Origin of the sequence: Mesorhizobium sp. CA7, from assembly GCF_020165015.1 — a bacterium.
Lineage (GTDB): Bacteria > Pseudomonadota > Alphaproteobacteria > Rhizobiales > Rhizobiaceae > Mesorhizobium.
This window is the reverse complement of record NZ_JAIUHH010000012.1, coordinates 1-26,691: the sequence shown is the minus strand read 5'-3', so window position 1 is coordinate 26,691 and position 26,691 is coordinate 1. Positions and strand designations below refer to the sequence as shown.

At 61.3% G+C, this 26,691-nt stretch carries 24 protein-coding genes, 1 tRNA gene and 2 pseudogenes; 13 read left to right on the top strand and 14 right to left on the bottom strand.

Features of this window, described 5'->3' with window-relative positions; all coding sequences use genetic code 11:
* Position 1 precedes the first annotated feature (1 nt).
* Both LB552_RS19945 and LB552_RS19940 read left to right on the top strand, forming a co-directional pair.
* Positions 2 to 268, top strand: coding sequence for a DNA-directed RNA polymerase subunit omega (locus LB552_RS19945; protein WP_224609635.1), 267 nt, complete (start codon positions 2 to 4; stop codon positions 266 to 268).
* Between the two features lie 76 nt (positions 269 to 344).
* Positions 345 to 710: an SPW repeat protein gene (locus LB552_RS19940; RefSeq protein WP_140715336.1), complete on the top strand. Its 366-nt coding sequence runs from the start codon at positions 345 to 347 to the stop codon at positions 708 to 710.
* 119 nt (positions 711 to 829) lie between these two features.
* On the opposite strand, the gene LB552_RS19935 is transcribed toward LB552_RS19940, so the two are convergent.
* From LB552_RS19935 to LB552_RS19925, 4 genes are read right to left on the bottom strand one after another with little or no spacing between them, the layout of a single operon-like run.
* A complete protein-coding gene (locus LB552_RS19935) occupies positions 830 to 1,972 on the bottom strand; it encodes a two-component system sensor histidine kinase NtrB (protein WP_224609631.1) in 1,143 nt (380 codons plus the stop codon).
* A gap of 1 nt (position 1,973) precedes the next feature.
* A complete protein-coding gene (kaiC, locus tag LB552_RS19930; RefSeq protein WP_318012053.1) occupies positions 1,974 to 3,059 on the bottom strand; it encodes a circadian clock protein KaiC in 1,086 nt (361 codons plus the stop codon).
* Complete coding sequence (locus tag LB552_RS29670; protein WP_263481702.1) at positions 2,969 to 3,469, bottom strand: ATPase domain-containing protein; 501 nt, start codon at positions 3,467 to 3,469, stop codon at positions 2,969 to 2,971. Before LB552_RS29670 ends, kaiC begins: the two co-directional genes overlap by 91 nt.
* On the bottom strand, positions 3,456 to 3,935 hold the full coding sequence (locus LB552_RS19925) for a circadian clock KaiB family protein (RefSeq protein WP_224525806.1): 480 nt from the start codon (positions 3,933 to 3,935) through the stop codon (positions 3,456 to 3,458). The genes LB552_RS29670 and LB552_RS19925 overlap by 14 nt, the downstream gene beginning before the upstream one ends.
* Positions 3,936 to 4,029: 94 nt before the next feature.
* On the opposite strand from LB552_RS19925, the gene LB552_RS19920 reads away from it, so the two are divergent.
* Both LB552_RS19920 and ftsH read left to right on the top strand, forming a co-directional pair.
* Positions 4,030 to 4,812 (top strand): Crp/Fnr family transcriptional regulator, encoded by a 783-nt coding sequence (locus LB552_RS19920; RefSeq protein ID WP_140715342.1) that lies wholly within the window; start codon positions 4,030 to 4,032, stop codon positions 4,810 to 4,812.
* A gap of 114 nt (positions 4,813 to 4,926) precedes the next feature.
* Positions 4,927 to 6,858 (top strand): ATP-dependent zinc metalloprotease FtsH, encoded by a 1,932-nt coding sequence (gene ftsH / locus LB552_RS19915; protein WP_224525804.1) that lies wholly within the window; start codon positions 4,927 to 4,929, stop codon positions 6,856 to 6,858.
* A gap of 381 nt (positions 6,859 to 7,239) precedes the next feature.
* On the opposite strand, the gene LB552_RS19910 is transcribed toward ftsH, so the two are convergent.
* The 3 genes from LB552_RS19910 to LB552_RS19900 all read right to left on the bottom strand — a co-directional run bounded on the left by LB552_RS19910 (position 7,240) and on the right by LB552_RS19900 (position 8,680).
* Positions 7,240 to 7,536 (bottom strand): protein-L-isoaspartate O-methyltransferase family protein, encoded by a 297-nt coding sequence (locus LB552_RS19910; RefSeq protein ID WP_224525802.1) that lies wholly within the window; start codon positions 7,534 to 7,536, stop codon positions 7,240 to 7,242.
* Between the two features lie 597 nt (positions 7,537 to 8,133).
* Positions 8,134 to 8,352: a conjugal transfer protein TraD gene (locus LB552_RS19905; protein WP_224609628.1), complete on the bottom strand. Its 219-nt coding sequence runs from the start codon at positions 8,350 to 8,352 to the stop codon at positions 8,134 to 8,136.
* 1 nt (position 8,353) lies between these two features.
* Positions 8,354 to 8,680, bottom strand: a complete 327-nt coding sequence (locus LB552_RS19900; RefSeq protein WP_224526215.1) for a conjugal transfer protein TraD — start codon at positions 8,678 to 8,680, stop codon at positions 8,354 to 8,356.
* A gap of 172 nt (positions 8,681 to 8,852) precedes the next feature.
* On the opposite strand from LB552_RS19900, the gene traA reads away from it, so the two are divergent.
* Together traA and LB552_RS19890 are read left to right on the top strand one after the other, a co-directional pair.
* Positions 8,853 to 11,900, top strand: a complete 3,048-nt coding sequence (traA, locus tag LB552_RS19895) for a Ti-type conjugative transfer relaxase TraA (RefSeq protein WP_224609625.1) — start codon at positions 8,853 to 8,855, stop codon at positions 11,898 to 11,900.
* A 127-nt stretch (positions 11,901 to 12,027) separates the two neighbouring features.
* Complete coding sequence (locus LB552_RS19890) at positions 12,028 to 12,228, top strand: helix-turn-helix transcriptional regulator (protein ID WP_224525796.1); 201 nt, start codon at positions 12,028 to 12,030, stop codon at positions 12,226 to 12,228.
* Here LB552_RS19890 and LB552_RS19885 read toward each other — a convergent pair.
* Positions 12,222 to 12,458, bottom strand: coding sequence for a helix-turn-helix domain-containing protein (locus LB552_RS19885; protein WP_224525795.1), 237 nt, complete (start codon positions 12,456 to 12,458; stop codon positions 12,222 to 12,224). The genes LB552_RS19890 and LB552_RS19885 overlap by 7 nt on opposite strands.
* A 119-nt stretch (positions 12,459 to 12,577) precedes the next feature.
* Here LB552_RS19885 and LB552_RS19880 point away from each other — a divergent pair, with 119 nt between their 5' ends.
* Complete coding sequence (locus LB552_RS19880) at positions 12,578 to 13,207, top strand: hypothetical protein (protein ID WP_224525793.1); 630 nt, start codon at positions 12,578 to 12,580, stop codon at positions 13,205 to 13,207.
* Here the strand turns inward: LB552_RS19880 and LB552_RS19875 are convergent.
* The 5 genes from LB552_RS19875 to LB552_RS19855 form a co-directional block, all read right to left on the bottom strand.
* On the bottom strand, positions 13,173 to 15,275 hold the full coding sequence (locus LB552_RS19875; protein ID WP_224609622.1) for a nuclease-related domain-containing protein: 2,103 nt from the start codon (positions 15,273 to 15,275) through the stop codon (positions 13,173 to 13,175). The two genes, LB552_RS19880 and LB552_RS19875, sit on opposite strands and share 35 nt — an antisense overlap.
* Positions 15,276 to 15,328: 53 nt before the next feature.
* Positions 15,329 to 16,558 (bottom strand): hypothetical protein, encoded by a 1,230-nt coding sequence (locus LB552_RS19870; protein ID WP_224609620.1) that lies wholly within the window; start codon positions 16,556 to 16,558, stop codon positions 15,329 to 15,331.
* On the bottom strand, positions 16,542 to 17,657 hold the full coding sequence (locus LB552_RS19865; protein WP_224525781.1) for a Fic family protein: 1,116 nt from the start codon (positions 17,655 to 17,657) through the stop codon (positions 16,542 to 16,544). The genes LB552_RS19870 and LB552_RS19865 overlap by 17 nt, the downstream gene beginning before the upstream one ends.
* Positions 17,658 to 18,019: 362 nt before the next feature.
* Positions 18,020 to 18,096, bottom strand: a tRNA-Arg gene (locus LB552_RS19860).
* Positions 18,097 to 18,344: 248 nt separating this feature from the next.
* Positions 18,345 to 19,268, bottom strand: a complete 924-nt coding sequence (locus tag LB552_RS19855; RefSeq protein ID WP_224609617.1) for a DUF1003 domain-containing protein — start codon at positions 19,266 to 19,268, stop codon at positions 18,345 to 18,347.
* A gap of 504 nt (positions 19,269 to 19,772) precedes the next feature.
* On the opposite strand from LB552_RS19855, the gene LB552_RS19850 reads away from it, so the two are divergent.
* Complete coding sequence (locus tag LB552_RS19850; RefSeq protein ID WP_224609614.1) at positions 19,773 to 20,222, top strand: universal stress protein; 450 nt, start codon at positions 19,773 to 19,775, stop codon at positions 20,220 to 20,222.
* Between the two features lie 426 nt (positions 20,223 to 20,648).
* On the opposite strand, the pseudogene LB552_RS19845 reads toward LB552_RS19850, so the two are convergent.
* Positions 20,649 to 21,497: pseudogene (locus tag LB552_RS19845) on the bottom strand (D-alanyl-D-alanine carboxypeptidase family protein); the annotation flags it as partial.
* 276 nt (positions 21,498 to 21,773) lie between these two features.
* Here LB552_RS19845 and LB552_RS19840 point away from each other — a divergent pair.
* The 5 genes and pseudogenes from LB552_RS19840 to LB552_RS19820 all read left to right on the top strand — a co-directional run.
* Positions 21,774 to 23,582: a methyl-accepting chemotaxis protein gene (locus LB552_RS19840; protein WP_224609611.1), complete on the top strand. Its 1,809-nt coding sequence runs from the start codon at positions 21,774 to 21,776 to the stop codon at positions 23,580 to 23,582.
* A gap of 241 nt (positions 23,583 to 23,823) precedes the next feature.
* Positions 23,824 to 24,930, top strand: a complete 1,107-nt coding sequence (locus LB552_RS19835; protein ID WP_224609609.1) for a hypothetical protein — start codon at positions 23,824 to 23,826, stop codon at positions 24,928 to 24,930.
* 159 nt (positions 24,931 to 25,089) lie between these two features.
* Entirely contained in the window at positions 25,090 to 25,716 is a 627-nt protein-coding gene (locus LB552_RS19830) for a nucleoside triphosphate hydrolase (RefSeq protein ID WP_224609606.1), read from the top strand.
* Between the two features lie 152 nt (positions 25,717 to 25,868).
* Positions 25,869 to 26,189 (top strand): hypothetical protein, encoded by a 321-nt coding sequence (locus LB552_RS19825; protein WP_224609603.1) that lies wholly within the window; start codon positions 25,869 to 25,871, stop codon positions 26,187 to 26,189.
* Between the two features lie 170 nt (positions 26,190 to 26,359).
* A pseudogene (locus LB552_RS19820) lies at positions 26,360 to 26,691 on the top strand (hypothetical protein); the annotation flags it as partial.

Sequence of the window (26,691 nt, the reverse complement as noted above, 5' to 3'; positions counted from 1 at the left end):
CATGGATCGGCTGACTGTGCTCGATTGTGAAAATACGGTGCCGAACCGTTTCGCACTGGCCGTCGCCGTGGCGGGGCGCGCTCGTGCGCTCAGCCGGGGTGCTGAGCGCCTGACCGACGAAGCGACGGCGGCCGTCGAACTCGCCCTGCGCGAGATCGCCGGCAACCGCTTCCAGCTCGACGAGATCAAGTCCTTTGTTCTGGCCGGTTCGGTTCCGCGCGATGGCTGGGTACGGCCCGGCCGACGAAGAAAGCTTCGCAGTGGCTAAGGTCAATCCATGGCTGCCGCACCCGCCGTCGCTCAGAGGGCGGCGCACTCACCATGTCAGGAAAGGAGGATGAGCAATGGAGAAATGGCTGAAAACTGAAAGTCGTCCGGCGATCGATATCGTCAATGTGATCGCCGGCATAGCGCTGGTACTGTCGCCTTGGTATTTTGGATTTGCGGCTGAAACCTATGCGGCCTGGAACGCCTGGATCGCCGGTGCGGTGATTGCCCTGATCGCCGTGGGTGCGCTGGTTGCGTTCCATGCCTATGAGGAATGGGCAAACCTGGTGGTTGGGCTGTGGACGCTGATCTCGCCCTGGGCCCTCGGTTTCTCGGCCCTGACAACGGCCATGTGGGTACATGTGGTCGTGGGAGTGATCGTAGCGGCCTTGGCTGCCGGAAGCCTCTGGTTCTTCGGCGACCGTCCGCTTTCAACGGCCTGACCAGCATCTCTGGCGGGCCCGGATCTCCGGGCCCGCTTTTTTCAACCGCTACGGGTGCGGTCTGCCGTTGTAGGCGTTGCGGCCAGGTACATCGGCAGCCGAAACACAGGCCGCTTTTTTCACCGACGTGTGTTGAGCCTGATCTCGCCCTGCATTTGCAGTTCCTCATTTCCTGTGCTTGGCGCGCGGGGAAGAAAGAGATGAACGCTTGTTCCCTCGCCGACCGCACTCTCGATCCTAACATGCCCCCCGGACTGCTTGATGAAGCCGTAAACCTGGCTAAGCCCAAGTCCGGTTCCCCCGCCATCGGCCTTGGTCGTAAAGAACGGCTCAAACACGTGGGCCAGGACCTCCTTGCTCATCCCGCAACCCGTATCGCTGACCGTGACCCGAACAAAAGAGGCAGCCGGAGCGGGCACGTCTTCGATGTTGCCGGGAGTACCGCTGGTCTCGATCGCCAGCGTGCCCCGGCCGGCCATCGCGTCCTTGGCATTCACAGCCAGGTTCAGGATGGCGACGTCTAGCTGATTGGCATCGACAACAACGGGGCCAAGTGCCGGATCCAGCTCAAGCCTGATGCTGATCCCGTTCCCCAGCGTCCGCTCCAGCAGCATCGTGACGGCTTCGATACGTCCATTCAGGTCGATTGTCTCCGGATACAGCGACTGTGCGCGAGAGAACGCGAGCAATTGCTGCGTCAGCGCACTGCCGTTTTGCGTTCGTTTGAGCAACTCTTCGATCAGCATCGCCGCGTTCGGATTCGCAGGATTCTCGCGCAGCTGCTTCTGAAGCAGTCGCAGCCCCGATTCGAACACCGCGAGCAGATTGTTGATGTCGTGAACGATGCCGGCAGCGAGCCGGCCGATCGCTTCGAGCTTTTGCGATTGACGCCGACGCTCCTGCTGCGCGCGTTGCGCGGAGACGTCGCGAAGACTGGCAAGCAGCGCCGGCCTACCGTCCCAGCTAAGTTCAACCGTCCGTATTTCCACTTCGGCTGGTGCTCGATTGGGTCTGTGGACGGTGATTTCCGTGGTTTCACCCGATATGACCGGCCGGCCGAGGGGGATGTGGACGAGATCGGCAGCCGGATAACCGAAGATCGCGGCGGCCGCCGGATTTGCATAAAGCACCGTTCCCGACAGATCGACAACCAGAACCCCGTCGGCCGTGGTTTCGATCAGCCGTCGAAAGTCGAGTTGGCTGATGCCCGTCAGATTTGCGTCGCCGTGTTGGTCGGAGATTTCGGCTGCGCCGCACGCCATCTCAACGCTCCTCACGCCAAGACGCGGCGGAGTCGCCGAACACGTCGGGTGCGCCGTCGAAGGGCTGACCGAGATGCATGCCGGTGCCGTCGATTGTGAAGCGCCGAATCTGCTTGTCATGCTCGCTGCCGCGCATTTTCAGCACCATGATCCCCCGATGCATGAAATCCCCTTCCTGGATGTACCGCAATAAGATGATCGAGTCCGTGAGGGTTGAAATATGCTGTTCGCTAGCACTCTGGCCGCCGACGAGCGATTTGTTGGTGGCCGTGCAAAGGCCAGCGATCTCGTGTTTCTTGATGAAGGAAGTGAGGCTGATTAGGAATTCCCGGAAACCGGTCTCTGGTGCGATCCGTTCCAATGCCGACAGGCTGTCGATAGCGATCCGGTCAGGCTTGAACTCTTCAATTAGCTCGCGGATCATCAACAGGTGGTCCGGCAAGTTCTGCGCTTCCGGGTAAATGCAAACGACCTTCAGTCGGCCATCCGCCTCCATGGCCTCGAAGTCGACGCCCCAGCCGCGCGCATTGCGGAACATCTGGCCGCGGCTCTCTTCGTAGCCGACCAGCAAGGCACGTTCGCCAGCCGCCGCGCCGCCTGCCAGAAAGTTTGTCACCAGCAGGGTCTTTCCGGTGCCCGTCGCACCGCTGACGAGGGTGATGCTGTCGCGGAAAAATCCACCGCCACACATCCTGTCGAGTTCCGGATTGCCGCTCGTCACCCGCTTGGTGCTGGATTGCTGCTCGAGCCGCAGTGAAGACAGTGGCACTGCCACTATGCCTTGCTTCACCACAAGCGTGATCGGCACCTCGCCCTCCACGTGACGGCTGCCCCGCATCTTGAGAACTTCGATCGTACGCCTGCGTCGCTCGCGGTCGAGCGCGTTGCGCAGGATTACGACGTTGTCGGCAACAAACTCCTCGATCCGGTGGCGGGAGATCTCGCCATACTCGCTGTTGCGTTCGGCGGTCATTAGCACCGTCAAACCATCCCTCTTTAGCGCTGTCGCAATGCGAAGGAGTTCCCGACGGACCGATGTCTGCTCCGCGACGAAGTGGTCGAAGAGCTGGGTGACGGAATCCAGCACGATGCGCTTCGCCGCGGGGTTCGCGCAGCGTGCAGGACACGCGTCAGCAAGCCTGACAGATCGAAATTGCCGACAACCATCTGGTCGTGGTCACGCGGGCTGGCGTCGACGAAGACCAGCTTGTTCATCTCGCGCCAGCGACGGATGTCCCAGCCGAAGCTAGCCATGTTGACCTCGATCTCGACCGGCGATTCCTCGAACGTGACGAAGACGCCGGGCTCGTCGAGCACGGTGATGCCGTGGGCCAGAAACTGCGTCGCAAATACAGTCTTGCCACTGCCGGGCGTGCCTCCGACGATGGTGGTGCGCCCGCGCGGCAGGCCGCCCATCACAAGATCGTCGAAAGCCTCGATACCGGTCCTGACGCGTTCGAGCGCGGGATCGATGAGGATCTCTTCAGCTGTGGTCATAGCCACTGTCCTTCTTGCGATAACCGAAATAGTCGAGAACCTGAGCGATGTTGCTGATGTCGCCAATCAGCCGTCGTGGAGGGATGGTTGACTCATCCGAGAGCGTCGGCGTCGCTAGAATGCCGGCCCTTTCCGCCTCGTCAGGATCCGCGACGACGTCGACGACCTGGATTTCGATACCGCCGGCCAACTCCTCCACTATCCTCAGACGGCTTGCCAGCGCCCGACGGGCGCCCGGCCCATCGCCGGCGACATACAGGCGAAGCAGGCCGTTGGCCTCTGGATTGGACCGATGACTGACGCTCATGTTCACGCCTTGCCGCAGGGAGTTGCAGTTTTCGACGTGCACGAGGCGCCACGCCGCGGAATCCAGCCGCCGTTCTTCCCTCAGCAGCCGTCGGTCTGCCTGGAAGCCGATGCACCACGGCTTGCGCTCGGTGAGGCCTGGATCAGCGCCCCCGTGCAATTTGTAGATAGCCGCGCCCGCCGCGTCTGCGCACTTGTGAACATTTCTTCGCGCCGGTCGTTGTAAACGCCGCCATTTGAAACGGAGGAGTGCGATGGAGAACCCTCGAAAGCGATCAGACCCGATCGGAAACAACCTGCTTCGGGCCCTCAGAGCCGACGACTGGGAGATCCTGCAACCGAGGCTCGAACAATGGTCGGCGCCTGCCGGGACTTTGCTGCACGAGCCAGGCGATGCAGTCCGTTACGCCTATTTCCCTTGCGGATCGGCCCTGGTCTCCTACCGCGTCGTGTTGAGCGACGGGCGAGCGATCGAGACTGCGCTCATCGGACGGGAAGGAGCGGTAGGCGGCATCGTCAGCCAAGGCAGACTTCCAGCGTATGCGCGGGCCGAAGTTCAACTTGGCGATTCATTCTTCAGGATCGACCTGCAACATCTCGAAGAAGCCAAATTGCGTTCCTTGACATTGCGTCACCTGTTTGCCCGCTACGCTGATTGCCTGATGGCGCAGGTATTCCAATCCGTCGCCTGCAGCGCAGCGCATTCGATCGAACAGCGCGCGGCAAGATGGCTGTTGGCCGTGACAGAACGGACGGGAGCCGAAAACCTTGCGGTGACGCAGGAACAGCTTGCTACAATGCTGGGGGTCGGCCGCTCCTATCTGAGCCGGGTCATTCGAGACCTGAGGCAGCGCGGCGTCATCGAAACCCGGCGCTCCCGGCTTGCTGTACGCAGTCCAGAAGGGCTGCGCTCGCTTGCCTGCGAGTGCAATGCGGCCGTCAGCCATCATTTCAACGACGTTTTGAAGGGGGTCTATCCGGCGGAGGAAAACGGCATGACAGGTGCGCTGGGCATGCCGCATAGGAAAGGACAGTGACAGACCCATTGTCGCCGGCCGGTCTGGGGCCTCCCACTTTTTTGCCCCGGACCTGGCCTACACCGATGCCGCGCGGACTGGGCGACCTATATCCGTTCCCCTGTGGAGGCCGCCATGGACATGAGCAACAGAAAGACGCAGTTCAATATCTGGTACTGGATTGCGGCGTTCGTGGGCGTGATGGTCGTCCAGTACATCTATGCCACGACGCAACACGTCGCCCAGATACCGTACAGCCAGTTCGAGACCCTTCTGAATGCCGGCAAGATCGCTGAGGTGCAGGTTTCGGACCGCTTTATCCAGGGCCGCTTCAAGGAGCCGCAAAACGGCAGGCCGCTGTTTATCACTACACGCGTCGAGCCGGACCTCGCCCGTGACCTGCAGGAACACGGTGTCACTGTGACTGGCCAGGTCGAAAGCACCTTCCTGAGCGACCTGCTTTCCTGGGTTGTGCCGGTGCTCGTCTTCTTTGGCCTGTGGATGCTGCTTCTAAGACGCATGGACGGCGGCGTCGGCGGTTTGATGCAAATTGGCAGGAGCAAGGCCAGAATCTATGTCGAAGCCAATACCGGCGTGACGTTCGACGATGTGGCGGGGGTCGACGAGGCCAAGGCCGAGTTGCAAGAGATTGTGGATTTTCTGAAGAACCCGGGCGAATACGGCCGCCTCGGAGGACGCATGCCCAAAGGCGTGCTGCTGGTCGGACCGCCAGGCACCGGCAAGACTCTCCTCGCCAAGGCCGTCGCGGGCGAGGCCAAGGTGCCGTTCTTCTCGATCTCCGGTTCGGAGTTCGTCGAGATGTTCGTAGGGGTCGGGGCCGCGCGCGTGCGCGATCTTTTCGAACAGGCGCGATCCAAGGCTCCCGCCATCATATTCATCGACGAGCTCGACGCTCTTGGCCGCGCCCGCGGGACCGCGGTCGGCGGCCACGACGAAAAGGAGCAGACGCTCAACCAGCTTCTGGTCGAACTCGACGGTTTTGATCCGCAGATCGGCGTCGTGCTGCTGGCCGCGACGAACCGTCCTGAAATCCTTGACCCGGCACTTCTGCGCGCCGGCCGTTTCGACCGCCAGGTATTGGTCGACCGGCCCGACAAGAAGGGTCGCATAAAGATCCTGCAGGTTCACATGAGCAAGGCCAAGCTGGCGAGGGATGTCGATGGGGAAAAAGTGGCGGCGCTGACGCCCGGGTTCACCGGTGCTGACCTGGCCAATCTTGTGAACGAGGCGACGTTGCTCGCCACGCGCCGCAAGGCGGATGCGGTAACGATGGACGATTTCAACAATGCGGTGGAACGCATCGTCGCGGGACTGGAGAAACGCAATCGGCTCCTGAACCCGAAGGAGCGCGAGATCGTCGCCTATCATGAAATGGGTCATGCGCTGGTAGCCATGGCGCTGCCTGGCGTCGACCCGGTGCACAAGGTGTCGATCATACCACGCGGCGTCGGCGCGCTCGGCTACACTATCCAGCGTCCGACCGAGGACCGCTTCCTGATGACGCGTGAGGAGCTGGACAACAAGATGGCGGTGCTGCTCGGCGGCAGGGCGGCCGAATGGATCGTATTCGGCCATTTGTCCACCGGAGCCGCCGATGACCTTGCCAAGGTAACCGACATAGCGCGCGCCATGGTGACGCGTTACGGCATGTCGGCAAAACTCGGGCACGTGGCGCTGGAAAAGGACCCGCGCTCCTTCCTGAGCCCTAACCCGCTCGCCGGCGGACCGCGCGAGCACGATTACGGCGAAGCCGCCGCCGACGCCATCGACACGGAAGTACGCGACATTGTGGCGGCCGCGTTCGAACGAACCGTCGGCCTCCTCACCGAGCGGCGCGACGTGCTGGAAAGGGCGGCACGCAGGCTGCTCGAGACCGAGACGCTCGACGAGACCGAACTTGCGTCGCTGGTCGGAGACGTCTCGGCGGATGGTGCTGTACGGGACGGGTCTGGTCAGTCGTCGGACAAGAGGCAGCCTACGCTGCAGCCGGCCAGGACCGCGGCCGCAATCCCCACGCCCGGATCGGGGAAATTCAGGACGCAATAGTGATGCTTCGGACTGCTCCCGACGGCATAGATCGCTCGTCGAAAGCCGTGTCGCACGCTGCAACGGCGACACGCGAGATTGATATCGATCGCTAGGCTTTCGAAACCAGTATATGTCGGTCACCAGCCAAGCGTTCTCGATGCCATTTGCTGGTCGCCCTAGGTGATATTACGCGAGACGGGTGACCTTGCCTCGCGCAGCCTTGAGCGCGACCTTTTCTTCCTCACTGCGCCCGGCTCCGCTGCAGGGGTAAAACCCGCATGGCACAAGTGATCGTACAGGGAACGTATCGCCAGCCCTTTCCAGAAGCATCATGAAACCTCCTTGGTTTTGACCCGTGAACGGCAGCGCCATCCGGCCAGCGTCGGACAAGTTCGAAAGTCACCGTTCCGGCACGTGCGTTACTCCGGCAAAGGCGATAACGACATCGAGGTCCGGCAGATCAACCGCCTGCGGTGCATCACCGGATACCACTTCGACCTGGGCATAATGAGCAAGATTGCTTTGCGCGCGCCGCGCGAATTCTTCGTCGATCTCATAGGCGATCACGCGTCCTCCAGAATCCGTCAGCTCAGCGAGGATGGCGGTGAAATAGCCGGCACCGGCGCCCACCTGAAGCACGGTCTGGCCGGGAGCGGTGTTCAGATGGTCGAAAACCAAGGCCCAAAGCGACGGCAAGCCGCTGTTAGTCCGCGTCTTTCGTCAAGCGAGACCAGAACGTCATGGTAAATCTCATGAAGTGCGGCTGAAGGGCTGGTATGGCTCGCTCCGATTTGCAATCGCGAATGGATACGCCATGCCCGTTGCCAAGGTAATGTTCGCGCGGAACCTTTGCGAAGGCCTCGATGACCGCAGGATTGTGCAAGACAGGTGACGAGACACGCAGGTCTTCGGCAAACCACCGGCGCGCTTCACTAGCATCGATTCTTGTCGGCATGGATATCGGGTCCCGTGTTGCGCGTACTGATGGCCCAACTGGTAGGCGCCAGCTTTGCCGGCCCAGCGAGGGAGTCGCACGACTTTCACGGGGTTGTCATGGAAGCTGTGCGTCAGCTGAACGGCGAGGGCCTGAGCAAGCTTTAGGCAGACGCGCAACGCGAAACGCTGATCCAGAGTTATTGTTGGACATTGGTGGACGAGTACCAAGACATCGGTATCTGCCGTTGCGGGTCGCTCAATGGTCGATAAGGAGCCCCACGTCTGTTCGAGGACCTTGCGCCCGCCTGTCTCAATGGCGGCCAAACGGGCCCTGTCATTTGGCGATGCTGATGTACTTCATTCATTCTCGAACGCCTGCTTTCCCTTTGCTGCCCAGAGCGACCGCGCCTGTGCCCCTTGATCGCTTTTGAGCTTGTCGGCCATCCAGAGCAGCGCGCCATAGATGGTGGCACGATCATCGCCGGTCAGGTCGACGATCCCGGCCTTGATGACGAGACCGCCGAGTTCGATCAGATGGCGCATGCGCTTGCGGCGCTCGACCTGCCATATGCGCATGTCATGCCGCGCCCGCGTCGCCTGATGGCGACTGCGCGCCGCCCGGTTGCGTTTGAGCGCTGCCGTTGTCGCGGTTAAGCGCTGACCCAGATCGCCGCGCCCGCCCTTGAAAGAAAGCGGCCCCGCGCTTCGCCCATGCCTCCCTTTTTCCGGCATCCTTCGCCTCGGCGATGGCGACCAATGCGCCCGCCAGTTCATCGGCGGTGAGCGCATCGGCTCCGGTCGAGATGACCAGTTCGCCGAGTTGCTGCACTTTTCGCGTTTTGAGTTCCCGCGCCTTTTCTTCCAGTGCCTTCAGTTCCGCGTCGAAATCCCGTGGTTTACGCATGGCCGTCTCCATCTGACGTCAATGCGGCGATGATAGACGAGCACTTGCCTGAAGGCTTCAGGGTTGCCGAGACAGCCCGGGACGGGCTGGTCGCTCCCGAGATTTTTTCGAGGGAGGGCGCGCTTATACGTCGTGCCGACGTTCGCTTTGCCGTGCAAATGATCTGGTCGCGATGGCGATCTATCATCTTCACGTCAAGGTCATTGGCCGCAAAGCTGGCTCAAGTGCCGTGGCGTCGGCCGCCTACCGCTCGGCCTCGCGGCTGCGCGACGAGCGCATCGAACGCAGCCATGACTTTTCGGCTAAGCGCGGTGTCGTCCATTCCGAGGTGATCTTGCCAGAGAATGCACTGGGCGCCTGGAGCGACCGCGAACGGCTGTGGAACGACGTCGAGGCTTTCGAGGTGAGGAAGGATGCGCAGCTTGCCCGCGAGGTGGAGTTTGCCCTTCCACGCGAACTAAGCCACGCGCAAGGCATCGGACTGGCGCGCGACTTCGTGCAGGCCGAGTTTGTCAGCCGGGGCATGGTCGCCGATCTCAATGTGCATTGGGACAGGGCAGAGGATGGCAGTCCAAAACCTCATGCTCATGTCATGCTGACCATGCGGTCGGTGGACGAGAACGGCTTTGGTCCGAAAGTCCGCGACTGGAACAGCACTGAGCTGGTCGAGCGCTGGCGCGAGCGATGGGCCGAGCTTGCCAATGAGCGGCTTGCCGAGCTCGACATAGACGCCCGCATCGACCATCGCAGTCTGGAAGCCCAGGGCATTGCCCTTGAGCCGCAAACCCAGATTGGTGCACCGGCGCAACGCATCGAGGGCGGTGGCCTTGACGCTGCCGGCATTGAAGCGGATCGCGCCGAACTGCACCGCCAGATCGCGCGCAACAATGGCGATCGCATTATTGCCGATCCATCCGTGGCGCTGGATGCCCTCACGCATCAGCAATCGACCTTCACCCGAAAAGACATTGCGAAGTTCTCGCACCGACACAGCGACGGGATGGAGCAGTTCAACACGGTGGCGGCAGCCATCGGCAACGCACCCGATCTGGTCGAACTCGGCAAGGACGGACGCGGTGCCGATCGCTTCACCACCCGGCAAATGATCGAAACGGAACAGCGCCTGCATCGCGCGGCAGAACGCATGGCCGGCGAGCGGCAGCATGCTGTGAGTGACCGGGATCGTGCGACGGCGTTGGCGGATGCCAAGCATCGTAGCCTTGTTCTCTCTGACGAGCAGACCGATGCACTGGATCACATCACAGATGACCGCGGTCTTGGAATCGTTGTGGGTTTTGCCGGAACGGGCAAGAGCGCGATGCTGGGTGTTGCGCGCCAGGCATGGGCGGCAGCGGGCTTTGAGGTCCGAGGCGCGGCACTTTCCGGCATTGCGGCCGAGAATCTCACAAGCGGTTCGGGCATCTCGTCGAGAACAATCGCCAGCATGGAACACAGCTGGGGACAGGGCCGCGATCTGCTCAAAGCGCGTGATATCCTGGTGATTGACGAAGCCGGCATGGTCGGCACGCGCCAGTTGGAGCGCGTGCTCTCCCACGCCTCGGACGTTGGCGCAAAAGTCGTGCTGGTCGGCGATCCGCGGCAGTTGCAGGCGATCGAGGCGGGCGCCGCATTCCGTTCGATTCATGAGCGCCATGGCGGCGTCGAAATCGGTCAAGTGCGCCGGCAGCGCGAGGAGTGGCAGCGTGACGCCACGCGCGATCTGGCGACCGGCAGGATCGGCGCTGCGATCGGCGCTTATGACAACAGAGGAATGGTGCACCGGGCTGCCTCGCGCGATGAGGCCCGCAGTGATCTGGTCGAACGCTGGGATCGCGACAGGCAGGCAGACCCAGAGGCAAGCCGCATCATCCTCACTCACACAAACGACGAAGTGCGCGCGCTCAACAAGGCAGCGCGCGAGCGCATGCGCGTTGCTGGAGATCTCGGCGACGATGTTCACGTGGGTGTGGAACGCGGCGCGAGAAACTTTGCCAGTGGCGACCGGGTGATGTTCTTGCGGAACGAGCGGTCGCTCGGCGTCAAGAACGGCACGCTCGGTGTGATCGGAGAGGTCAGCACGCAGAGCATGACGGCTCGCACCGACGACGGCAGGTCGGTGCGCTTCGACCTGAAAGACTATGCCCACATCGACCACGGCTATGCCGCGACCATCCACAAGGCTCAGGGCATGACCGTCGACCGGACCCATGTGCTGGCAACGCCGGGCATGGATGCCCATGGCAGCTACGTTGCCCTGTCGCGGCATCGCGACGGGATGGAACTGCACTACGGCAGCGACGACTTCGCGACACGAGACCGGCTCGTCCGCACGCTCTCACGCGATCGCGCCAAGGACATGGCGTCGGACTACGACCAGGTCGACCCGGCGCAGACCTATGCCGAGCGACGCGGGATCACCTTTCGACAGCGTGTGGTCGAAATCGTGCGCCGGATCGTTCCGGAGAAGCTGCGTGACAGGATTGGTGGGCTGCTGGACGGGTTGCGCTCTCCCGAAGACGGCGAGCCGATGCAGGAACGTGGACCTGGGCCGGCGAGGGAAAGTGTTGGGGCGCGGATCGGAGATGCAGGCCGGACGCCCGGCGGAGGAAATCTCGCCACAGGCGTGCCGCCCGACGTGAATGTGCCGGTGGACGCGGAAGCGGCATTGCGCAGCGCTCGCACGAAGGCGCTTGTTCGGCACGCGCGTGCGCTCGACGCGATCCTCAGTACCGGAAATGCAGACGGGCAGGGCAGTCCCGAGCAGATGCGCGAATTGAGAGATGCGCGTAGCGCTTTCGAGAAGGTGCGGCCGCATGGTTGGCGCGATGCCGAAGCGGCATATGTGAAAAATCCCGAACTTGTCCGCGAGGCGGGTGGCGGCCGCGTCAACCGCATCGTGCTTGCTCTCCAGCTTGAGACGGAAATCCGCACCGGGATGGACATCGATCCCGGCCGCCGCGCCGACCTGTTCGTGGAACGTTGGCAAAGACTCGATCGGACGGCACAGCAGCAATATCAGGCCGGCGACATGTCCGGCTACAAGTCAACGCGTGCGGCCATGTCCGATATGGCCAAGGGCCTTGAACGCGATCCCCAACTCGAATCGCTACTCGCCAATCACAAGAAGGTGCTCGGCATCCAAGTCGAATCCGGCCGCCGTCTGGGTGTGGAACTCGCGTTCAACCACGGCATTGGCAGCGGGCGTGGCATAGGAATCTAAACATCCGATTTGCCGCCGTTCCGACGCCCCAAATCGATCAGATGACAAATCTGATTGCCTGCGAGCCTTGGGTTGTCCTGTTTGGTTCCAACAGGTGCCAAATGCTCTCAGCGAAGGCAACGCAGTCATGCCTGAACCGGATCGTATCATTCGCCTTAGAACCGTCCTGGCGCGGACCGGCCTGTCCCGCTCAACGATGTACCGCAAAATCGCCGAAGGCACATTCCCGGCTCAGATCAAGATCAGCGTCAACGGTGCGGGTTGGCGGGAATCAGACGTAAATCAATGGATCGAAAATCCCGTCGCATGGCGAACAGAAGATCAGTGATTGCGTGACAAGCGCACGCCCGGGCCGCCACCATTCTCTGGAATGAATTCTATTCCGGCAGCTTCGAGTGACAGCTTCAGCGCTTGGAGGATTGATTCAGATGCGGGTTTCGAACCACGTTCGAATTGCACGATCGTCCTCAAACTCACCTTGGATAAATCCGCCAGTTCCTGCTGAGAAATGTCGAGGAGCCCACGGGCCGCGCGAACTTGGGCCGCACTTACCTTCATTGTTCAAATGCCCTGTTGCACAAAAAGCGCAAATATGCTTTTTTTAGGAAACGACAGTTGGAAGTGGTGCGTCCGCCTCCAACGGTCTGACCACGCCTAGGCTTTGCGGAGCTCGGATCATGGCTGATTCCGACCATAGCACGACTATGCCTCCCGTCACGAATGGCAAGACTGCCAACGCGTTGGACCGGTTGCCGGATGCAGACCCTGCAATTCAACTGCTGCGAGATTGGGCGCGGGCGCAGCATGTCTCGCATGTCCTTTGCCGACTTCAACAGCGCCTAGAGAGGCGCGTTCTCGGCGCTGCAGACCCAAAAGCGATCGATGAGAAAGTCGGCTATTCGATCGCTTGCCAAGCGGAGGTCGAGGCCACAACGGCGGTTTTAAAGCTTCAGGACAAACTTCCCCACATACAGGCGCGGTCGCTTCTTGGCATCGTCGCCAAGCTCGAAATCATCGCTGGCGCAGATCGCGATATCGACGATCCAACAGACTTTCCCTGGCCGCATATTGCTTCGATCCTCGACGACTTGAAGAAAATCGCCGGCAGCCTACCGCTTGGGCGGCCTGAGCGATCCGTCGTTCAGGCGGACTGCAGGCAATATCAAGCGATCGCGGCCAACCTCGTCGGTCTGGAAAACCGGGCCGCCAACCTTCAATTGGGGTTCTCCGTGCACCCCTCCCGCGTCATTCAATCCCCAAATGAATGCCAAGTCATGTCAACTTCGGCCCATTCTTCTGATGCCTAGGGAGAATGGCACGTGGCTGCCATTTGGTCTTGAATAGTTCGTCTACCTTGCGGGAGTTTTCGGCTAGATCAGCATCCTCATGCCACTTCTCCACCAGCGGGAGGGCCGCATCGACAGGCGCTGATGTGCTGATGTCGTCCACGATGACGTACCATCGATCTCGCTTCGAATCGTACTTGTGTTTTTGGCCGATTGCCTCAGCGGCCAGCCATATTTTGTCGTTCAGAGTCCGGCAAACCAAGTAGGTAAGACCGCCTGTTTCTGTTAGAATCGAGAACGATTTCATCTCCTTGCCCGCCGCAACTTCTTCTCGGATTGCCAGCACGGTTTTAGATAAGTCCGTCAGCGAGCCATAGGAAAAATCGTAGAGGTCGATGACTACCGATGCCAGTTCGGGGGGTGCCGTCTTCAGGCTCTTGAACAATTCGGAGATAACCGGAATGTCCAACCGCTCAAGGATGCTAACTGGGCGAACCGTCTTCACCCCGACGTCCCGCGGCATCATAAAATCCTCGACGATTTCGGCAAAATCCTTCTCAAGATGCATGAAGTCATATTCAGGATCCATCGCCAGTTTGTATTTCAAATGATAGCCGAGAAAATTGTATTCACTATCCGAATGCATCTTATCAAAAACGTCCGAGCGGCACTTAAGGTAGTAAAGAAACTCGATGGGCGTTGGCAGCATGCGCGCCACACAATCGAGAACGCCTAGGTCCCAAATGACGGGCGCGATCCTGTCGCTTCTCTTCAGCATGATGTTTGAGAGAAACGTCGCAGCAGGAAAAGCGTCGCTCAATATGACGGCAGGGAACACCCGCACCGTTGGTGGGAACGTCAGTGCTTTGCCGTCTTTCGTTTTGCATTCCGCTCCGGCCTGGACTAGCTCGGCAAACTCGTAGGCTTGGCGGTATGGGGCTTGAATGGCGCCTTCGAAATCCTTGTTTAATGCCTCTTCATCACCCGCTCTTGCCGTTAACGTCACACGCTTGGATTTCGCCTGCACGACGATCACGAACTCGCCGTAAACTATGAGCGCGTCGGCTTCGCCGGCTGTCTTCTTTTTGCTTGGCTGGATCGTGACGTTCTCATACACATTCGCCGCGCCGAATACCGATCGAAAGAGGTCAGCAGCTGCTTTCTCCAGAAAGGCACCTCGATGCTTGGCTGCTATGTCGACATATGTCTTGTCGGCTATCATCCAATAGGTCGGGCTCTCGTAGACGCTCTCAGCCAGCCTGTATGCGTTTGGTGCATAGAGATGCTCCCCAATATCGATCAGCGGCGCAAGATTGGCTTGATTCACAACAAACGCAGACGTGAAGTTGGCATTTGCGTTTGTGACAGGGGTTGCGAACTTGGCCATGAAGGCCTTCGCCTTGCTGGCACCGAATTTCTTGATCAGCTCGGCTTTGGCGATCAAGAGGCTGTCCGTTAAATCTGCCTTGGTCGGAACCGTTCCATCCTCCTTCCTCGCGTTGATCGCTGACATCTGCCGCGATGTATGCTCCATGATGAACCGTGCAATTTCGACCATTGGACGCGCTGAAAGCCCAGCATTGCGGATCAGCCATTCAAAATCATCGCGATATCGGTCTCGGGCAAAACGCTCTAGCTGATGGAGAAAGAAGCTGTCAGCACCGTAATAAATGGCTTCCCGAGCCGCGGCGCCCAGAGCCCTTTCGATCTTTCCAGGATCACTGAAATCCGGCATCGAATCCAATGTGAGCCGGTCGTGGAATTCCCTGAGAAGTCTGTCAGCTTTGTCTGCAAAATCGATGTCAGTATTGACGATGGAGTAAGTGCAATCCGACGCGGACTGAACCATCAGCCCGAGCAAGAGCATGAACTCATTGCTGTTTAGCTTGGTGGTAGACCAGCGCTTTTCTGGATCGTCGGCAACTTTAGCTTCTCGCAAAGCAATAGCAACGATCCAGTCGCGATACATGATGGCGGAAATATCATGCAATGTCCCGGGGCTCTGCGCGAGAACACGCAAGTCGTCGAATATATTTTCGAGAGAACGCGCCTTTGGTCGCCCCGGGTTTCCCAATTCCATGTTTGTCATGTCGCGCCAATTCTTATGTGGGCTAGAGCTATTGGGCCAAAGAATCGACTCACTCACCACTTAACAACGAGGTCGTCGTCGTAGAGCACACTTGGCAACATACCCATCATCACATGGTCGGGCAGGATGCGAGTAGCCCGCTTCTTATGGACTTCGAACCCGGGGTATGCGTCCCCAATGACTTGCTTGAAGAACGTCTGCGCGCGAGGCTTCAGGCATTCCGTAATTTCCCACAGAAATGCGTGGACGGCTTCGTAATCGGACACGATCTCTTCGGGTCGATCAATCGCTTCGAGATGCTCGAAGAACCTTTCGACATGGTTTCCTGGCATATTGAAGAGCGGGCGTCTGCCGTCGAAATAGACCACCTCGATCTGCTCGCGGATAGGATCGACATTACCGTGCAATGCGAAATTTCTCTTATCGATGACTCGCATGAAATGCGTGCTCTTGTCGATATCGCGTGCAAAGCCATCGCAATGCTGGCTGAGCAGCGCGAGGCGGTCGGGAATCTTAGCCCGGATGAAGGCCTGATAGGCTTCAGGGGCATTCCGGATTTCATCGCGGGTGAACATGAGGATCACCATATTGATGAAGGCCTCGGCCATAACCGGCATCAGAAGGTGAAGCTTTAGACAGTTCCCGAAGAGGTCGTTCGCACGTGTGGATACTCCTTGCATGGCTTTTTCCAAAGTTTTCAGCCGCGATTTGGCACCTGGCGATCTTTCTGGAAAAGCCGTCTTTGCCGGGGCGTCGATAATAGCTGCGTGCAAGTCGGCGCACAGGCCCGCGATACTGACAAACTTGTTCTGAAAGACGACGAATTTTTCCAGGCTCTGTAGTACGGCAGATTTCTGCGGACCGATCCTCGCATAGTCCGTTCTAATACCGACAATCAGGTCCCGCCACTGCTGGTGCGTGAGCGCCTCGCCGACCATGATATGAATCTCGCGCGACATGCCCAAGATATACACGTCGGTCTCGCCGGCCTTGAGGCTGTAGTCCCAGTGTATCCAGTTATCGCTGTCATCCTTGCGCAGAAAGTTTTGAAAACCGTTCGGTTCGCCAAAGCGAGCTTTCAGATAACAGTAGATATCCACCGGCCTAAGCCGTGACCTGACCGCGAGAATGGCGCCGCCTTTCTTCTTCTTAGGCTTCCTGTCGCGCGTAACCCATTCCACCACTTCCTGCCGGGTAGCTGCCCGCCATTCACTGATGTTGAGGCAAGCAGGCTCTTTGACAGCCTGCCTCTTCTTTCGATGGGATTTACGCACGATCGTCACAAATATTCAGCGTGTAACGTGTGTGTCGGAGTTCACCAGTTCTTGTCAGCGCACTCTTGGCAACCAGATCCTGCAGGTCCCTCGTCGCCGTAGCGCGCGACGCCTGGGTGATGGCGATGTAATTCTCGGCGCTAAGACCGCCCTTGAAGCCGTCGATACCTTCGCGGAACATTCGAGCGATGACTTTTTCCTGGCGCTCGTTGAACTGATCCCGATGGCGCTCGTAGAATTTGGCCTTGGCGACGGAGAATTCGACACGAGCAAGCGTTACGCGCTGCGCTTCGAGGATCGTGTCGGCGAAATATAGCAGCCAGTCGGTAATCGCGTTGCTTTTGTTGCTGGCTTCCAGCCGGTCGTAATAAGCCTTGCGATGACGTTCGATCGTATAGGCCAACGCGATGAGACTCGGCTCGCCCAGATTTTGCGCCATCGCCTTTTCGCAAAGCGCGCGTCCTATGCGGCCGTTGCCGTCTTCGAACGGATGGATGCTCTCGAAATAAAGATGCGCGATACCGGCGCGCGTCAGCGCGGGAAGCGGAGTCTTACCCTTGGGCGCGGTATCGTTGAACCAGATGGTAAAGGCGTCCATCTCGGCTTTCACGCGCGATGAGGGCGGCGCCTCGAAATGCACTTTGGGTTTGTCCAGCCGGTTAGAGACGATCTGCATGGCATCGGCGTGCTGGCGATAGTTGCCGATCGTCTCGATGCGTCGCTCTCCGGACATCACCATCTTGTGCCAGGCATAGAGCGTGCGATGCGAGAGCGGCTTGGCAAAATGCAGATACACGTCGGCCATCATTTCGGCGATGCCCCGCTCGGCGGGCGGTATGCGCCTATTCTCGCCTCCGAGCCCAAGCTGCTGCCGCAAGGATGATTGCAGGCTTTCCCGGTTGAGATACTCACCCTCGATCTCGGATGTCTTCAAGGCCTCTTCGCTGATTAGATCGATGCGGATCTGGTCGCGGTCATCGGGGCCGACATGGCGAAACACGCCCAGGAACTCGCCCGATCGCAATAGGAACTCGCTTTCCAGCGGGTCCAATGCCATCTTGTCGTAGGTAAAATGCGGCCAGTCGGCCTGCTCCCAATTCCATGCCATGAGCTATAGAGCGCCTTTCTATAACTCATGGTATCGAAAAAGGTGAGCTATAGCAATCTGATCTATGCCTCAGCCAGCACCCGTTAGACAGTCTCCGGCCGCCCCCGCAGAAATTCGACATATTGACCGTGAAGAAACCACAGTCCCATGAGTAGAGTTGGGCCTTAGCCGGAGCCACAAGCTGCACCCGGCCGCGACCAGTGGTAAGTTGGCGCGGAATGGGCGTCTGACTCCACAGTGATCGGTCAAAGCCTAGCCCGAATACATGTCCGACTGCTTCCGTGGTGCTTCCGCGACGCACTTCCCGACCTCGTCTCGCGGGAAAAATACCTTGCTAACCAGCTGTTTTGACAGTATAAAAATGGCGCACCCGGCAGGATTCGAACCTGCGACCTCTGCCTTCGGAGGGCAGCGCTCTATCCAGCTGAGCTACGGGTGCTTCCCGGGAAAACGAACCGGCCGGTGAGCCGGCCAGCCACGGCTTCATAGCGGAAGCCGGCCGTGGCTTCAACGGCCAATTGGCGATTGTGCGGCGGCCTGAGACGGGTTGATTGTTTCACCGATAGCTATCGGACATGGCGCTCCCTCGACATCGCGGCTTCGCCGAGCCCACCGTTTCGGAGCAAGCCGCGGGTCTCGCCGCCCTTCGGACCTGCCGTTTTGTCGAGGGACCCAAGCTTCTGGGTCTCACCCCTCCGCCTCCACCTTCGCCACCCTCCTTCTCACCGCCCTTGTCGCCCGCTTCTGCTTCTTAGCCCCCGCCAGTTCGTGCATGGCGTCGAGCTGCATCTGCTGCATTTCGGCCAGCCGCTGCCATTGGCGCGAGATCAAATAGTCGAGCTTTTCGTGCAGGTGGCGTACTTCGAGCTCGGCTTTCAGGTTCACCCGGTAGTCGTTGAAGGAGCGCAGCCGGTCTTTGGCTTCCTGCCGCTTCTGGCTCATCATGATCACCGGCGCCTGGATGGCGGCGATGCAGGAGAGCAGAAGGTTGAGCAGGATGAACGGGTAGGGATCGAAGGCGTGCGCCAGGCCGGCGATCAGGTTGACGCCGATCCAGACCAGAAGCACGGTACCGAACGAGATCAGGAACCACCAGCTGCCGCCGAACTCGGCCATCGTGTCGGAGACGCGGTCGGCGAACGAGCGGTGCTCCTCGAACTCCTCTTCCGAGTTTTCCGAGATCGTGTCTTGTCTCGCGATCGATTCAACCACCTGGCGGTCGAGCTCGGAGAATTCGCCATGCTCCTGCTGCAGCAACTCCTCCATGTAGCGCATGCGGTAGCGGCCGAGCTCCTCGCGGCTGATGCGGGCGCCGCGCGGCAGGTCGGGATGGTCGGAGCGGATGCGGTCGGCAAGGCTGGGCCTGAGATCGTCGATGCGCACCAGGTCGCGCTTGCGGAATTTCCGGCCGCTGATCGCCGAGGGTTTTTTCTTCGGCTTGATCCGGCCGGGCACATGCGGTTCGGAATCCGGCACTTCCGGCGCTTCGAGGATCTCGTCGGCCCCGTGCTGGGCATCCTCCAACACGGTTTCCGCCTCGAGATATTCGCCGGCGACGTCGTTCTCGTTGTCTGCCTGCTTCTGCGCGGCTGCCTTCGGGTCGCTGGCCATGGTCGGTGCTCCTGTTCGAGGCTTTGCGATACGATACGCCAAGCCGGCGCGGCATATCCATGGTCAGTATGAATCTCGTGTGACAGAACAAGTTCTTGTGATGGGCGGGCAGGGTGCGTTCTTCGCCGACCTTCGCGCCGCGATCGCACAGGTCGGCGCAGCCCCCTCTCCGTCTCGGCGCTTCGCGCCGATCCACCTCTCCCCCGCTTTGCGGGGGCGAGGAAACGCCAATCGCCATTGCCGCGCCGTTCGCAATCCTGGGTTCCTCGCCCCTGCCGGAGGCGGGGGAGAGGTGGCTCGGCGAAGCCGAGACGGAGAGGGGGAGCGCCGTCGGCAATTTCTCACCACCCTGGAGCAATCGTCTCCGCCCCCTGGCCTTGATCCGGATCAACCTGGCCCCTGTGGCGGGCCTGATAGGCTGACTATATCGACATCAGGCCTGACCGTTCAGGCTCCCGCCAACCTGGGCCGCGCGCAGCGCCCCGCAAATGAGGGATCGCCACCATGTACAAGACAATCCTGATTGCCACCGACGGTTCGGAACTCGCCCAAAAGGGCGTCGCCCACGGGCTTGAGCTGGCCAAGGGGCTCGGCGCCACTGTCGTCTTCGTCACCGTCTCCGAGCCGTTCCCGACGCTGGCCTGGGGCGGCGCCATGGCCGGCTATGTCGCCGCCGACGAGCTCACCAATTACCAGGAAAGCGCGCGCAAATTTGCCCGCGAGCTGCTCGACAAATGCAAGGCCGAGGCGGATGCGAAGGGCATCGGTTCGAAAACCCTGCACATCGAGAACCGCACCCCCGCCGAGGCGATCCTCGAGGTGGCTACCGCCGAGGACAGCGACCTCATCGTCATGGCCTCGCACGGCCGCCGCGGCCTCGGCCGCCTGGTGCTTGGCAGCCAGACGGCGGAGGTGGTGTCGCTGACGCAGATCCCGGTGCTGGTGGTCCGGTAGGCTCCGCCCTGCGGAGCGGCGTGAGAACGAGATAGGCAGCGATCCTTCGCGCCTCCCTCTGTCCTGCCGGACATCTCTCCCCACGAGGGGGGAGATTGGCGGTTTCGGCGCAGGCCCACTCCTGCAACGTTGGTGATTAGCGAAACCGGCGGCGCCGGCTGATCTCCCCCCAAAGTGGGGGAGATGTCCGGCAGGACAGAGGGGGGGCGCTGTCCCGCCGGCGTCTCAGACTTTCTCGTCCGCCCCGCCGCTCTACTGCGTCGGCAGCAGCGGCGAACTGGGCGAAGCCAAATCCGGCGAAGGCAGATCGGACGCCGCTTGCCCTGGCGGCGGCGAGGCAGGCGCGGCCGGCGGCGGCAACCCCGGCAATGCCTGATCCGACGGCGGCAGTCCGGGCAAAGCCATGCCGGGCAGGGGCGAAGCCGGCTGCTGCCCGGAATACATCAGCCTGGGCTGGCCGGCATCGGCTGTCGTCGGCCCCAGGCTTCGCTGGATCAGCGCCTCGACATGGTTGTTGCGCTGGCGCGCGCTGTCGGCGCCCATCACCACCACGATCAGATGCCTGCCGTCGGCATTGTAGGAGGTGACGATGTTGTAGCCGGAGGCACGAATGTATCCGGTCTTGATGCCATCGACGCCGCGCACGCGGCCCAGCATGTCGTTGTGGCCGCGCACCAGCCGGCCGCGGAACATGAAGTCGCTTTCGGAGAAATAGTGAAAATGCTGCGGAAAGCGCTTTTCCAGCGCCATGCCCAGCACCGCCATGTCGCGCGCCGTGGTCACCTGGCCGTCGTCGGGCAGGCCGCAGGCGTTGCGGAAATTGGTGGCGGTCATGCCGAGCTGGCGCGCCTTGGCAGTCATCATGGCGGCGAACTGGTCCTCCGAGCCGCCGCCCAGATACTCGCCCACCGCCACCGCCACGTCGTTTGCCGACTTCACCACCATGGCACGGATGGCGGAATCGACGTCGATCGTCTCGCCGCGCCGGAAGCGCAGTTTCGTCGGCGGCTGCGTGGCGGCGTGGTCGGAAACCGGGATCTGCGTCTGCTTGGTGACGCGGCCGGACTCGAGCGCCTCGAACAGCATGTAGAGCGTCATCATCTTGGTCAGCGAGGCGGGATAGCGCTGCGACCTCGAGTTCACCTCGAACAAGGTCTTGCCGGTCGAGGCATCGACCACGATCGCCGCATATTTCTGCGGCTTCGCCGGCACGGCAAGCACGCTTTCAGGCGGCGCGGCCGTGGTGCAGCCGGCGACGAGCAGCAGCAGGGCCATCGCGGCGATGAGTTTCTGAAGGAAAGGGAAGGGACGGGGCAAGACGGTTCTAAAGCTGTTGCTGAGATGCGGCGAAGCTAACGTACCGCATGTGCCGCGTCCAATGGGTTAACGGCGGCAATAAGGCATTTGCCCAGGTTTTCGGGGTGCGCGCTGCGGGGAGATCGGATGCTGCTTGGCCTTCGCCAATCGCCGGCCGCCTGCTCACCCCCGCTTTGCCTTCCGCCCCTCCTTTCCGTTAATATGCGCCCGGCTTGGTTTTTGGGGGGATCGGCAATGTCGGAAATCGCCACGGGTACCACCTCGCTTCTGCGGGCATCGCTTAGCCGCACCGGCAAATGGGCGGCGAGCTTCGCCTTTGTCAGCGGCGCGATTGGCGACGTGCTCAACCCGCTCGGACCCTTTGCCGCCTATATCGCGCTCGGCGCCGCCGTCGCGGCGTTGATCATCGCCATCGCCATGGTGCTGCGCCTGGTGCTGGCGGCAAAAGCCATGCCGGCGCTGATCTTCGCCACCAGCGCCGCGGCAATCGCCGGCGGCGTCTACGGCATCCAGCAGCAAACGAATTCGCAGAACGGCGTGATCGCCAGCCTCATGCCGGCGATGGCCGAGCTGCAGCAGTCGCTGGGCATCGTCTCGCAGAAAGTGGCGAAGATCGAGAAAACCGTCACAGAGACGCAGAAGACCGTCGAAGCGGTCAAGAAGTCCACCGACACGATGGCGAAGACAACCGAAGAGATCGCGCTGACGCAGAAGCAGCAGACCCAACAGGGCACCGAGACACAGAAGACCGTGGAGGCGGTCAAGCAGACCACCGACAGCTTGGCCGCGGGCCAAGAACAGCAGCAGGCGCAGGCCGAAAAGCTGCAGGCGACCACCGAGCAAATCGCCGCTTCGATCGACACCATCGCCAAGGGCTTCGCGCAGCTCTCCGCGCAGGGCGGCGCCATCGCCGATCCCAAGCGCCCGGACGAATTCTATCATAATGCCCGCGTCTATGAGCTGGCCGGCGACATGCTCAACGCCCGCCGTTCCTATCTTGGTTTTGCCGGCTTCGATGTCGATGCGATCGACCCCTATACGCGCTTTGCCACGCTGCTCAGGGTCCAGGACGGCAAGGCGGGCGCCCGCGAAGTGTTGGGTTCTCTGGCGGAAAAGGCCAAGGCGCCGTCGGTTAAGCTCGTCCATCTGTTGCAGTTCGACGATGTCCAGCGGCTCGACAAGCTCAACGCCTTCATCGCCGCCAACCCGGATTACGCGCCGGCTTACTTTCTCCTGGCGCAGGAATTTTCGGAAGACCGCCTGGGCAGCCAGACGCTGGCCGACAAGCGCAGCGAGGCGACCGCGCTGACCAAATTCGTTTCGTACGAAAAAGACGGCGGCCTGCTCAAATATTTCGTCGATCAGAGCCAACTGGCCGACTGGCTCGACCGCAGCCGCGCCCGGCTGACGGCATTGGGCGACGTGCTCGACCCGTCGCGCTTCGTGCCGACGCTGACGCCGACGCGCTCCAACGCCGGCTGGGCGATGACGATCTCGCTGCCCGAGCCGGCGACGGCGATTTCGTGGCGGCTCGGCGCCAATGGCCCGTTCACCGAGACCGGCATGCTGGCGATGAACGACCAGCGCACCGGCAAGCCGATGCCCAATCCGAGCTTCGAATTGCCGGATAGCACCGCGGCGACCAATATCGGCATCAAATATCTCGACATCCGCGGTCGTGAGACCGGCCCGTTCGACATCCGCTTCGATCCGGATTCAGCGCTCCAGCAGGGCAACAAGCAGATCCTTGACCAGTTCTGGACGTCGTGGATCGCCTTCGACGCAGGCGGCAATCGCGGCCTGGTCTATTTCACCCAGATGCTCTCCTTCCGCTGCGCCATCAGGCAAGTGCATTACAGCCTGAACGGAACTGCGCTCGACAAGGAGATCAAGATGCCACCCTGCGACGCCAAGGACCCTTATGCGATTCCTTCCGACTACCAGCCCTACCTCAAGATCAAGGACGACGTGAAATCGATGGCGGTGCAGGTGACCTATACCGATGGCACCAAGTCGCCGGTCAGGGAGTATAAAAGGCAGTAGGGCCGTTTTCAGCGTGGCGCTGTTCCCCTCTCCTTGCGATTTTTTATCGCGCGTGAAGCGGCGACCTATCCTTCGTCATTCTAGGGTCTGCGCGCGTCGCTTCGCTCCTTGCTCCGCCCTAGAATGACGAAGGATAGGTTGGCGGGGGCGAAAACGCCTGATGCAAATTGCCAGCCATCACACTTGCGTATCCGGTGCTGGACAGGCTTTGCTGCCGCGAGAAAAGATTCGGGAAGCATTCATGGACACGCTCACCATCGGCGCAAAGGGCATCTCGGTTTCGCTCGATCTTGCCGTCGGTCACATCAGTGCCATGGAGGTCGAGGCCGAAGGCCGCCTCCTGAAGCCCGTGCACCGCGCGCCCTGGGTCGGCACGCCGCGCGAGAGCCTGCCGGAAACCCTGCCCGAAGGCACGGTGCGGCTCTCAGGCGATTTCCTCTGCGCGCCTTTCTCCACCAGCGACGTAGAGACCGCACCCCTGCATGGCTGGCCGGCCAACAGCGAGTGGGACATCGTCGACAACGGCGCGGTTCCCGGCGGCTGGCGCGCCGTCTTCCGGCTGCGCCGCAAGGTCATGGGCGCTACTGTCGACAAGGTTTTCACGCTGCGCGACGGCCACCCCTTCCTCTACCAGGAGCACATCTTTTCCGGCGGCTCAGGCGCTATCTCCGTCGCCCATCATCCGATGACGGCGATGACGGGCGGCGGTCGGCTCGCCTTCTCGCCGAAGCGCATGGCCGTCACGCCGCCGATGCCGCCGGAGCCCGATCCGGCCCGCGGCCGCTTCATGCTGGCCTATCCGGCTCGCGCCGCCGACCTCACAAAGTTCCCGCTCGCCGCCGGCGGCACAACCGACCTCACCGGCTACCGCATGGAAGACAGGCGCGAGGATTTCATCACCCTGGTCGAGGCGGACCACGGCGGTCCGGGCTGGACGGCGATTGCCCGCCGCGCCGAGCAGGATCTGGTTCTGGTGCTGAAGAACCCGGCCGAGCTGCCGGTCACCATGCTGTGGTTCTCGAACGGTGGCCGCGACTACGCGCCCTGGAGCGGCCGTCACGTCGGCGTGCTCGGCATCGAGGACGGCCGCACGGCCGTCGGCCACGCCGCTTCGCTCGGCGACAACTGGTTGAAGCATGAAGGCGTGGCCACAGTCTTTGCACTCGCCGAGGGGCGGTCGGTGTCGTTTCGCCATGTCATCGGTGGGGTTCCGTCCGCGGATGTGGAGCCGCCGAGCGGTTTGGAATCGGCGCCCGACCGCCTGCGTGTCCTTGCTGCCGGCGGGGCAGCGCGGGAGGTGCCGTTCGACGGCGGGTTCCTGCGCATCGGCCGCTCGGTTCCTGATTGAGACGTCGGCCAGCGCCTGAGAGTTCGTCATTCCAGGGGACGAGGATGGACGCCTCGGCTAACCTCGAAGGTGCGCAGGCCGCCTAACTTCGGAACGAGGTTTGAATTTTCCGCCGACACCCGCCAAGATGTCGGCTGAACCGCAGCCGGAAAGCCGCCGATGTCCGAGATCGCCCATATCACAGCCGCCATCTTCAAGCGCGCCGGCGGAGCCAGGCGCTTCGTTGTCGCCATCGCCGGTCCGCCCGGCTCCGGCAAGTCGACGCTGTCCGCTGCATTGCATGAGCTGCTGCCGGAAGGCACATCCGAGGTCGTACCGATGGACGGCTTTCATTATGACGACATCATTCTCAACCGCCGCGGCCTGCGCCCCCGCAAGGGCGCGCCGGAAACGTTCGATTTCGCCGGTTTCGAGACGCTCTTGAAGCGCATCCGCTCCGGCGAGCCCGATATCGCGATTCCCGTGTTCGACCGCAGCATGGAACTGTCGCGCGCGGCGGCCGAAATCGTCGGCACCGACACCAAGTTCATCCTGGTCGAGGGTAACTATCTGCTGCTCGACGAGGAACCGTGGTCGCGGCTGGCGCCTTTGTTCGATTTCACCATCTTCGTCGACGTGCCGCGGGGCGAGCTCGAAAGCCGCCTGATGGAGCGCTGGCGCGAGCACGGCAAGTCCGACGAGGACGCCCGCGCCTGGATCGCCTCCAACGACATGCCCAACATCGAGCGGGTGCTGGCGCGGCGCCGGCCGGCCGACATGGTCGTTGGTTCCTTGGTTATTGGTTAACCTGCTCAATTTTCAATATTTTCCGGCGGGAACTTTAAGGTTTTCAGGCCGTTATGACCCTATCCCGAATTGTCCGGCGCCGGAGCAATTCCAGGAAGGCGGGCGAACGCTTTCCCTCCGAAACTGCGAACCGAGAATGCAGGAGCCGTCAGATGGCAACGAACAGCAGAAAAACCGCGCCCAAAAAGGCCAGGGCCAGCCAATCCAGGACGACGCAAGCCCAAGCCGGCGCCGCGGCGGCCGAACGATCGAAGGACGCCAAGCCGGCCTTCGGTAAGGCAGCGCCGAAGAAAGTGACGCCCGGCGCGGCCCACAAGGTCGCGGTCAAGAGCGCGAAACATGCCAAGTCGCCGGCAAGCAAATCGGGGCCGATCCGCACCGTGGCCAGCGTCGCCACAGGAGCGGTCGTCGCCACCGCGCGGCTCGCGGCTTCCGTGTTCGGTCGCGGTGGTGCCAAGGCCAAGGCGAAGTAGCCCCTTTACGCGATTCCGGACGGCGAAGTCGCCGAGCCGGACCTTCGCGATTGGCCACCACGACAGCACGGTCGTCATTCTAGGGCGGAGCAAGGAGCGAAGCGACGCGCGCAGACCCTGGAATCCTGTGTGTTGGTTCTGGTGTATGGTTGAAGTGGGAAGGAGACCGAATGAATCCTGGTCGTCCTTTCGGACAGGCCGTGGCATGGCTCGGTCCCTTCCCACCGGTGAACCATCAACCTGAACAGTTGCACGGGGCTGTTCCAAGCAGACCCCGCACCACAGGAAGAGGCGTGGACATGATAATGCAGAACTATGTCGGCTGCGACATCTCAAAACAGTGGCTCGACTTTTTCGATGAGACAAGCGGCCGCCTTCGGCGCATCGACAACCAGGCCGACACGATCGCGGCCTATGTGGCGGGTCTTGATCCCAGCCGCGACTTCGTTGTCATGGAGGCGACAGGGGTCCATGACCGGCTGTTGCGCCATGCGCTGGCCAA

What these genes read in the sequence shown, in the direction of transcription:
- traA (WP_224609625.1), top strand. Translation starts at nt 8,853, where the DNA reads ATGGCGATCTATCATCTTCACGTCAAGGTCATTGGCCGCAAAGCTGGC.
- LB552_RS19940 (WP_140715336.1), top strand. Translation starts at nt 345, where the DNA reads ATGGAGAAATGGCTGAAAACTGAAAGTCGTCCGGCGATCGATATCGTC.
- ftsH (WP_224525804.1), top strand. Translation starts at nt 4,927, where the DNA reads ATGGACATGAGCAACAGAAAGACGCAGTTCAATATCTGGTACTGGATT.
- LB552_RS19855 (WP_224609617.1), bottom strand. Translation starts at nt 19,268, where the DNA reads ATGGCCAGCGACCCGAAGGCAGCCGCGCAGAAGCAGGCAGACAACGAG.
- LB552_RS19905 (WP_224609628.1), bottom strand. Translation starts at nt 8,352, where the DNA reads ATGCGCATATGGCAGGTCGAGCGCCGCAAGCGCATGCGCCATCTGATC.
- LB552_RS19945 (WP_224609635.1), top strand. Translation starts at nt 2, where the DNA reads ATGGATCGGCTGACTGTGCTCGATTGTGAAAATACGGTGCCGAACCGT.
- LB552_RS19875 (WP_224609622.1), bottom strand. Translation starts at nt 15,275, where the DNA reads ATGACAAACATGGAATTGGGAAACCCGGGGCGACCAAAGGCGCGTTCT.
- LB552_RS19880 (WP_224525793.1), top strand. Translation starts at nt 12,578, where the DNA reads ATGGCTGATTCCGACCATAGCACGACTATGCCTCCCGTCACGAATGGC.
- LB552_RS19920 (WP_140715342.1), top strand. Translation starts at nt 4,030, where the DNA reads ATGGAGAACCCTCGAAAGCGATCAGACCCGATCGGAAACAACCTGCTT.
- LB552_RS19825 (WP_224609603.1), top strand. Translation starts at nt 25,869, where the DNA reads ATGGCAACGAACAGCAGAAAAACCGCGCCCAAAAAGGCCAGGGCCAGC.
- LB552_RS19850 (WP_224609614.1), top strand. Translation starts at nt 19,773, where the DNA reads ATGTACAAGACAATCCTGATTGCCACCGACGGTTCGGAACTCGCCCAA.
- LB552_RS19840 (WP_224609611.1), top strand. Translation starts at nt 21,774, where the DNA reads ATGTCGGAAATCGCCACGGGTACCACCTCGCTTCTGCGGGCATCGCTT.
- LB552_RS19900 (WP_224526215.1), bottom strand. Translation starts at nt 8,680, where the DNA reads ATGCGTAAACCACGGGATTTCGACGCGGAACTGAAGGCACTGGAAGAA.
- LB552_RS19885 (WP_224525795.1), bottom strand. Translation starts at nt 12,458, where the DNA reads ATGAAGGTAAGTGCGGCCCAAGTTCGCGCGGCCCGTGGGCTCCTCGAC.
- LB552_RS19890 (WP_224525796.1), top strand. Translation starts at nt 12,028, where the DNA reads ATGCCTGAACCGGATCGTATCATTCGCCTTAGAACCGTCCTGGCGCGG.
- LB552_RS29670 (WP_263481702.1), bottom strand. Translation starts at nt 3,469, where the DNA reads ATGACCACAGCTGAAGAGATCCTCATCGATCCCGCGCTCGAACGCGTC.
- LB552_RS19935 (WP_224609631.1), bottom strand. Translation starts at nt 1,972, where the DNA reads ATGGCGTGCGGCGCAGCCGAAATCTCCGACCAACACGGCGACGCAAAT.
- LB552_RS19830 (WP_224609606.1), top strand. Translation starts at nt 25,090, where the DNA reads ATGTCCGAGATCGCCCATATCACAGCCGCCATCTTCAAGCGCGCCGGC.
- LB552_RS19835 (WP_224609609.1), top strand. Translation starts at nt 23,824, where the DNA reads ATGGACACGCTCACCATCGGCGCAAAGGGCATCTCGGTTTCGCTCGAT.
- LB552_RS19865 (WP_224525781.1), bottom strand. Translation starts at nt 17,657, where the DNA reads ATGGCATGGAATTGGGAGCAGGCCGACTGGCCGCATTTTACCTACGAC.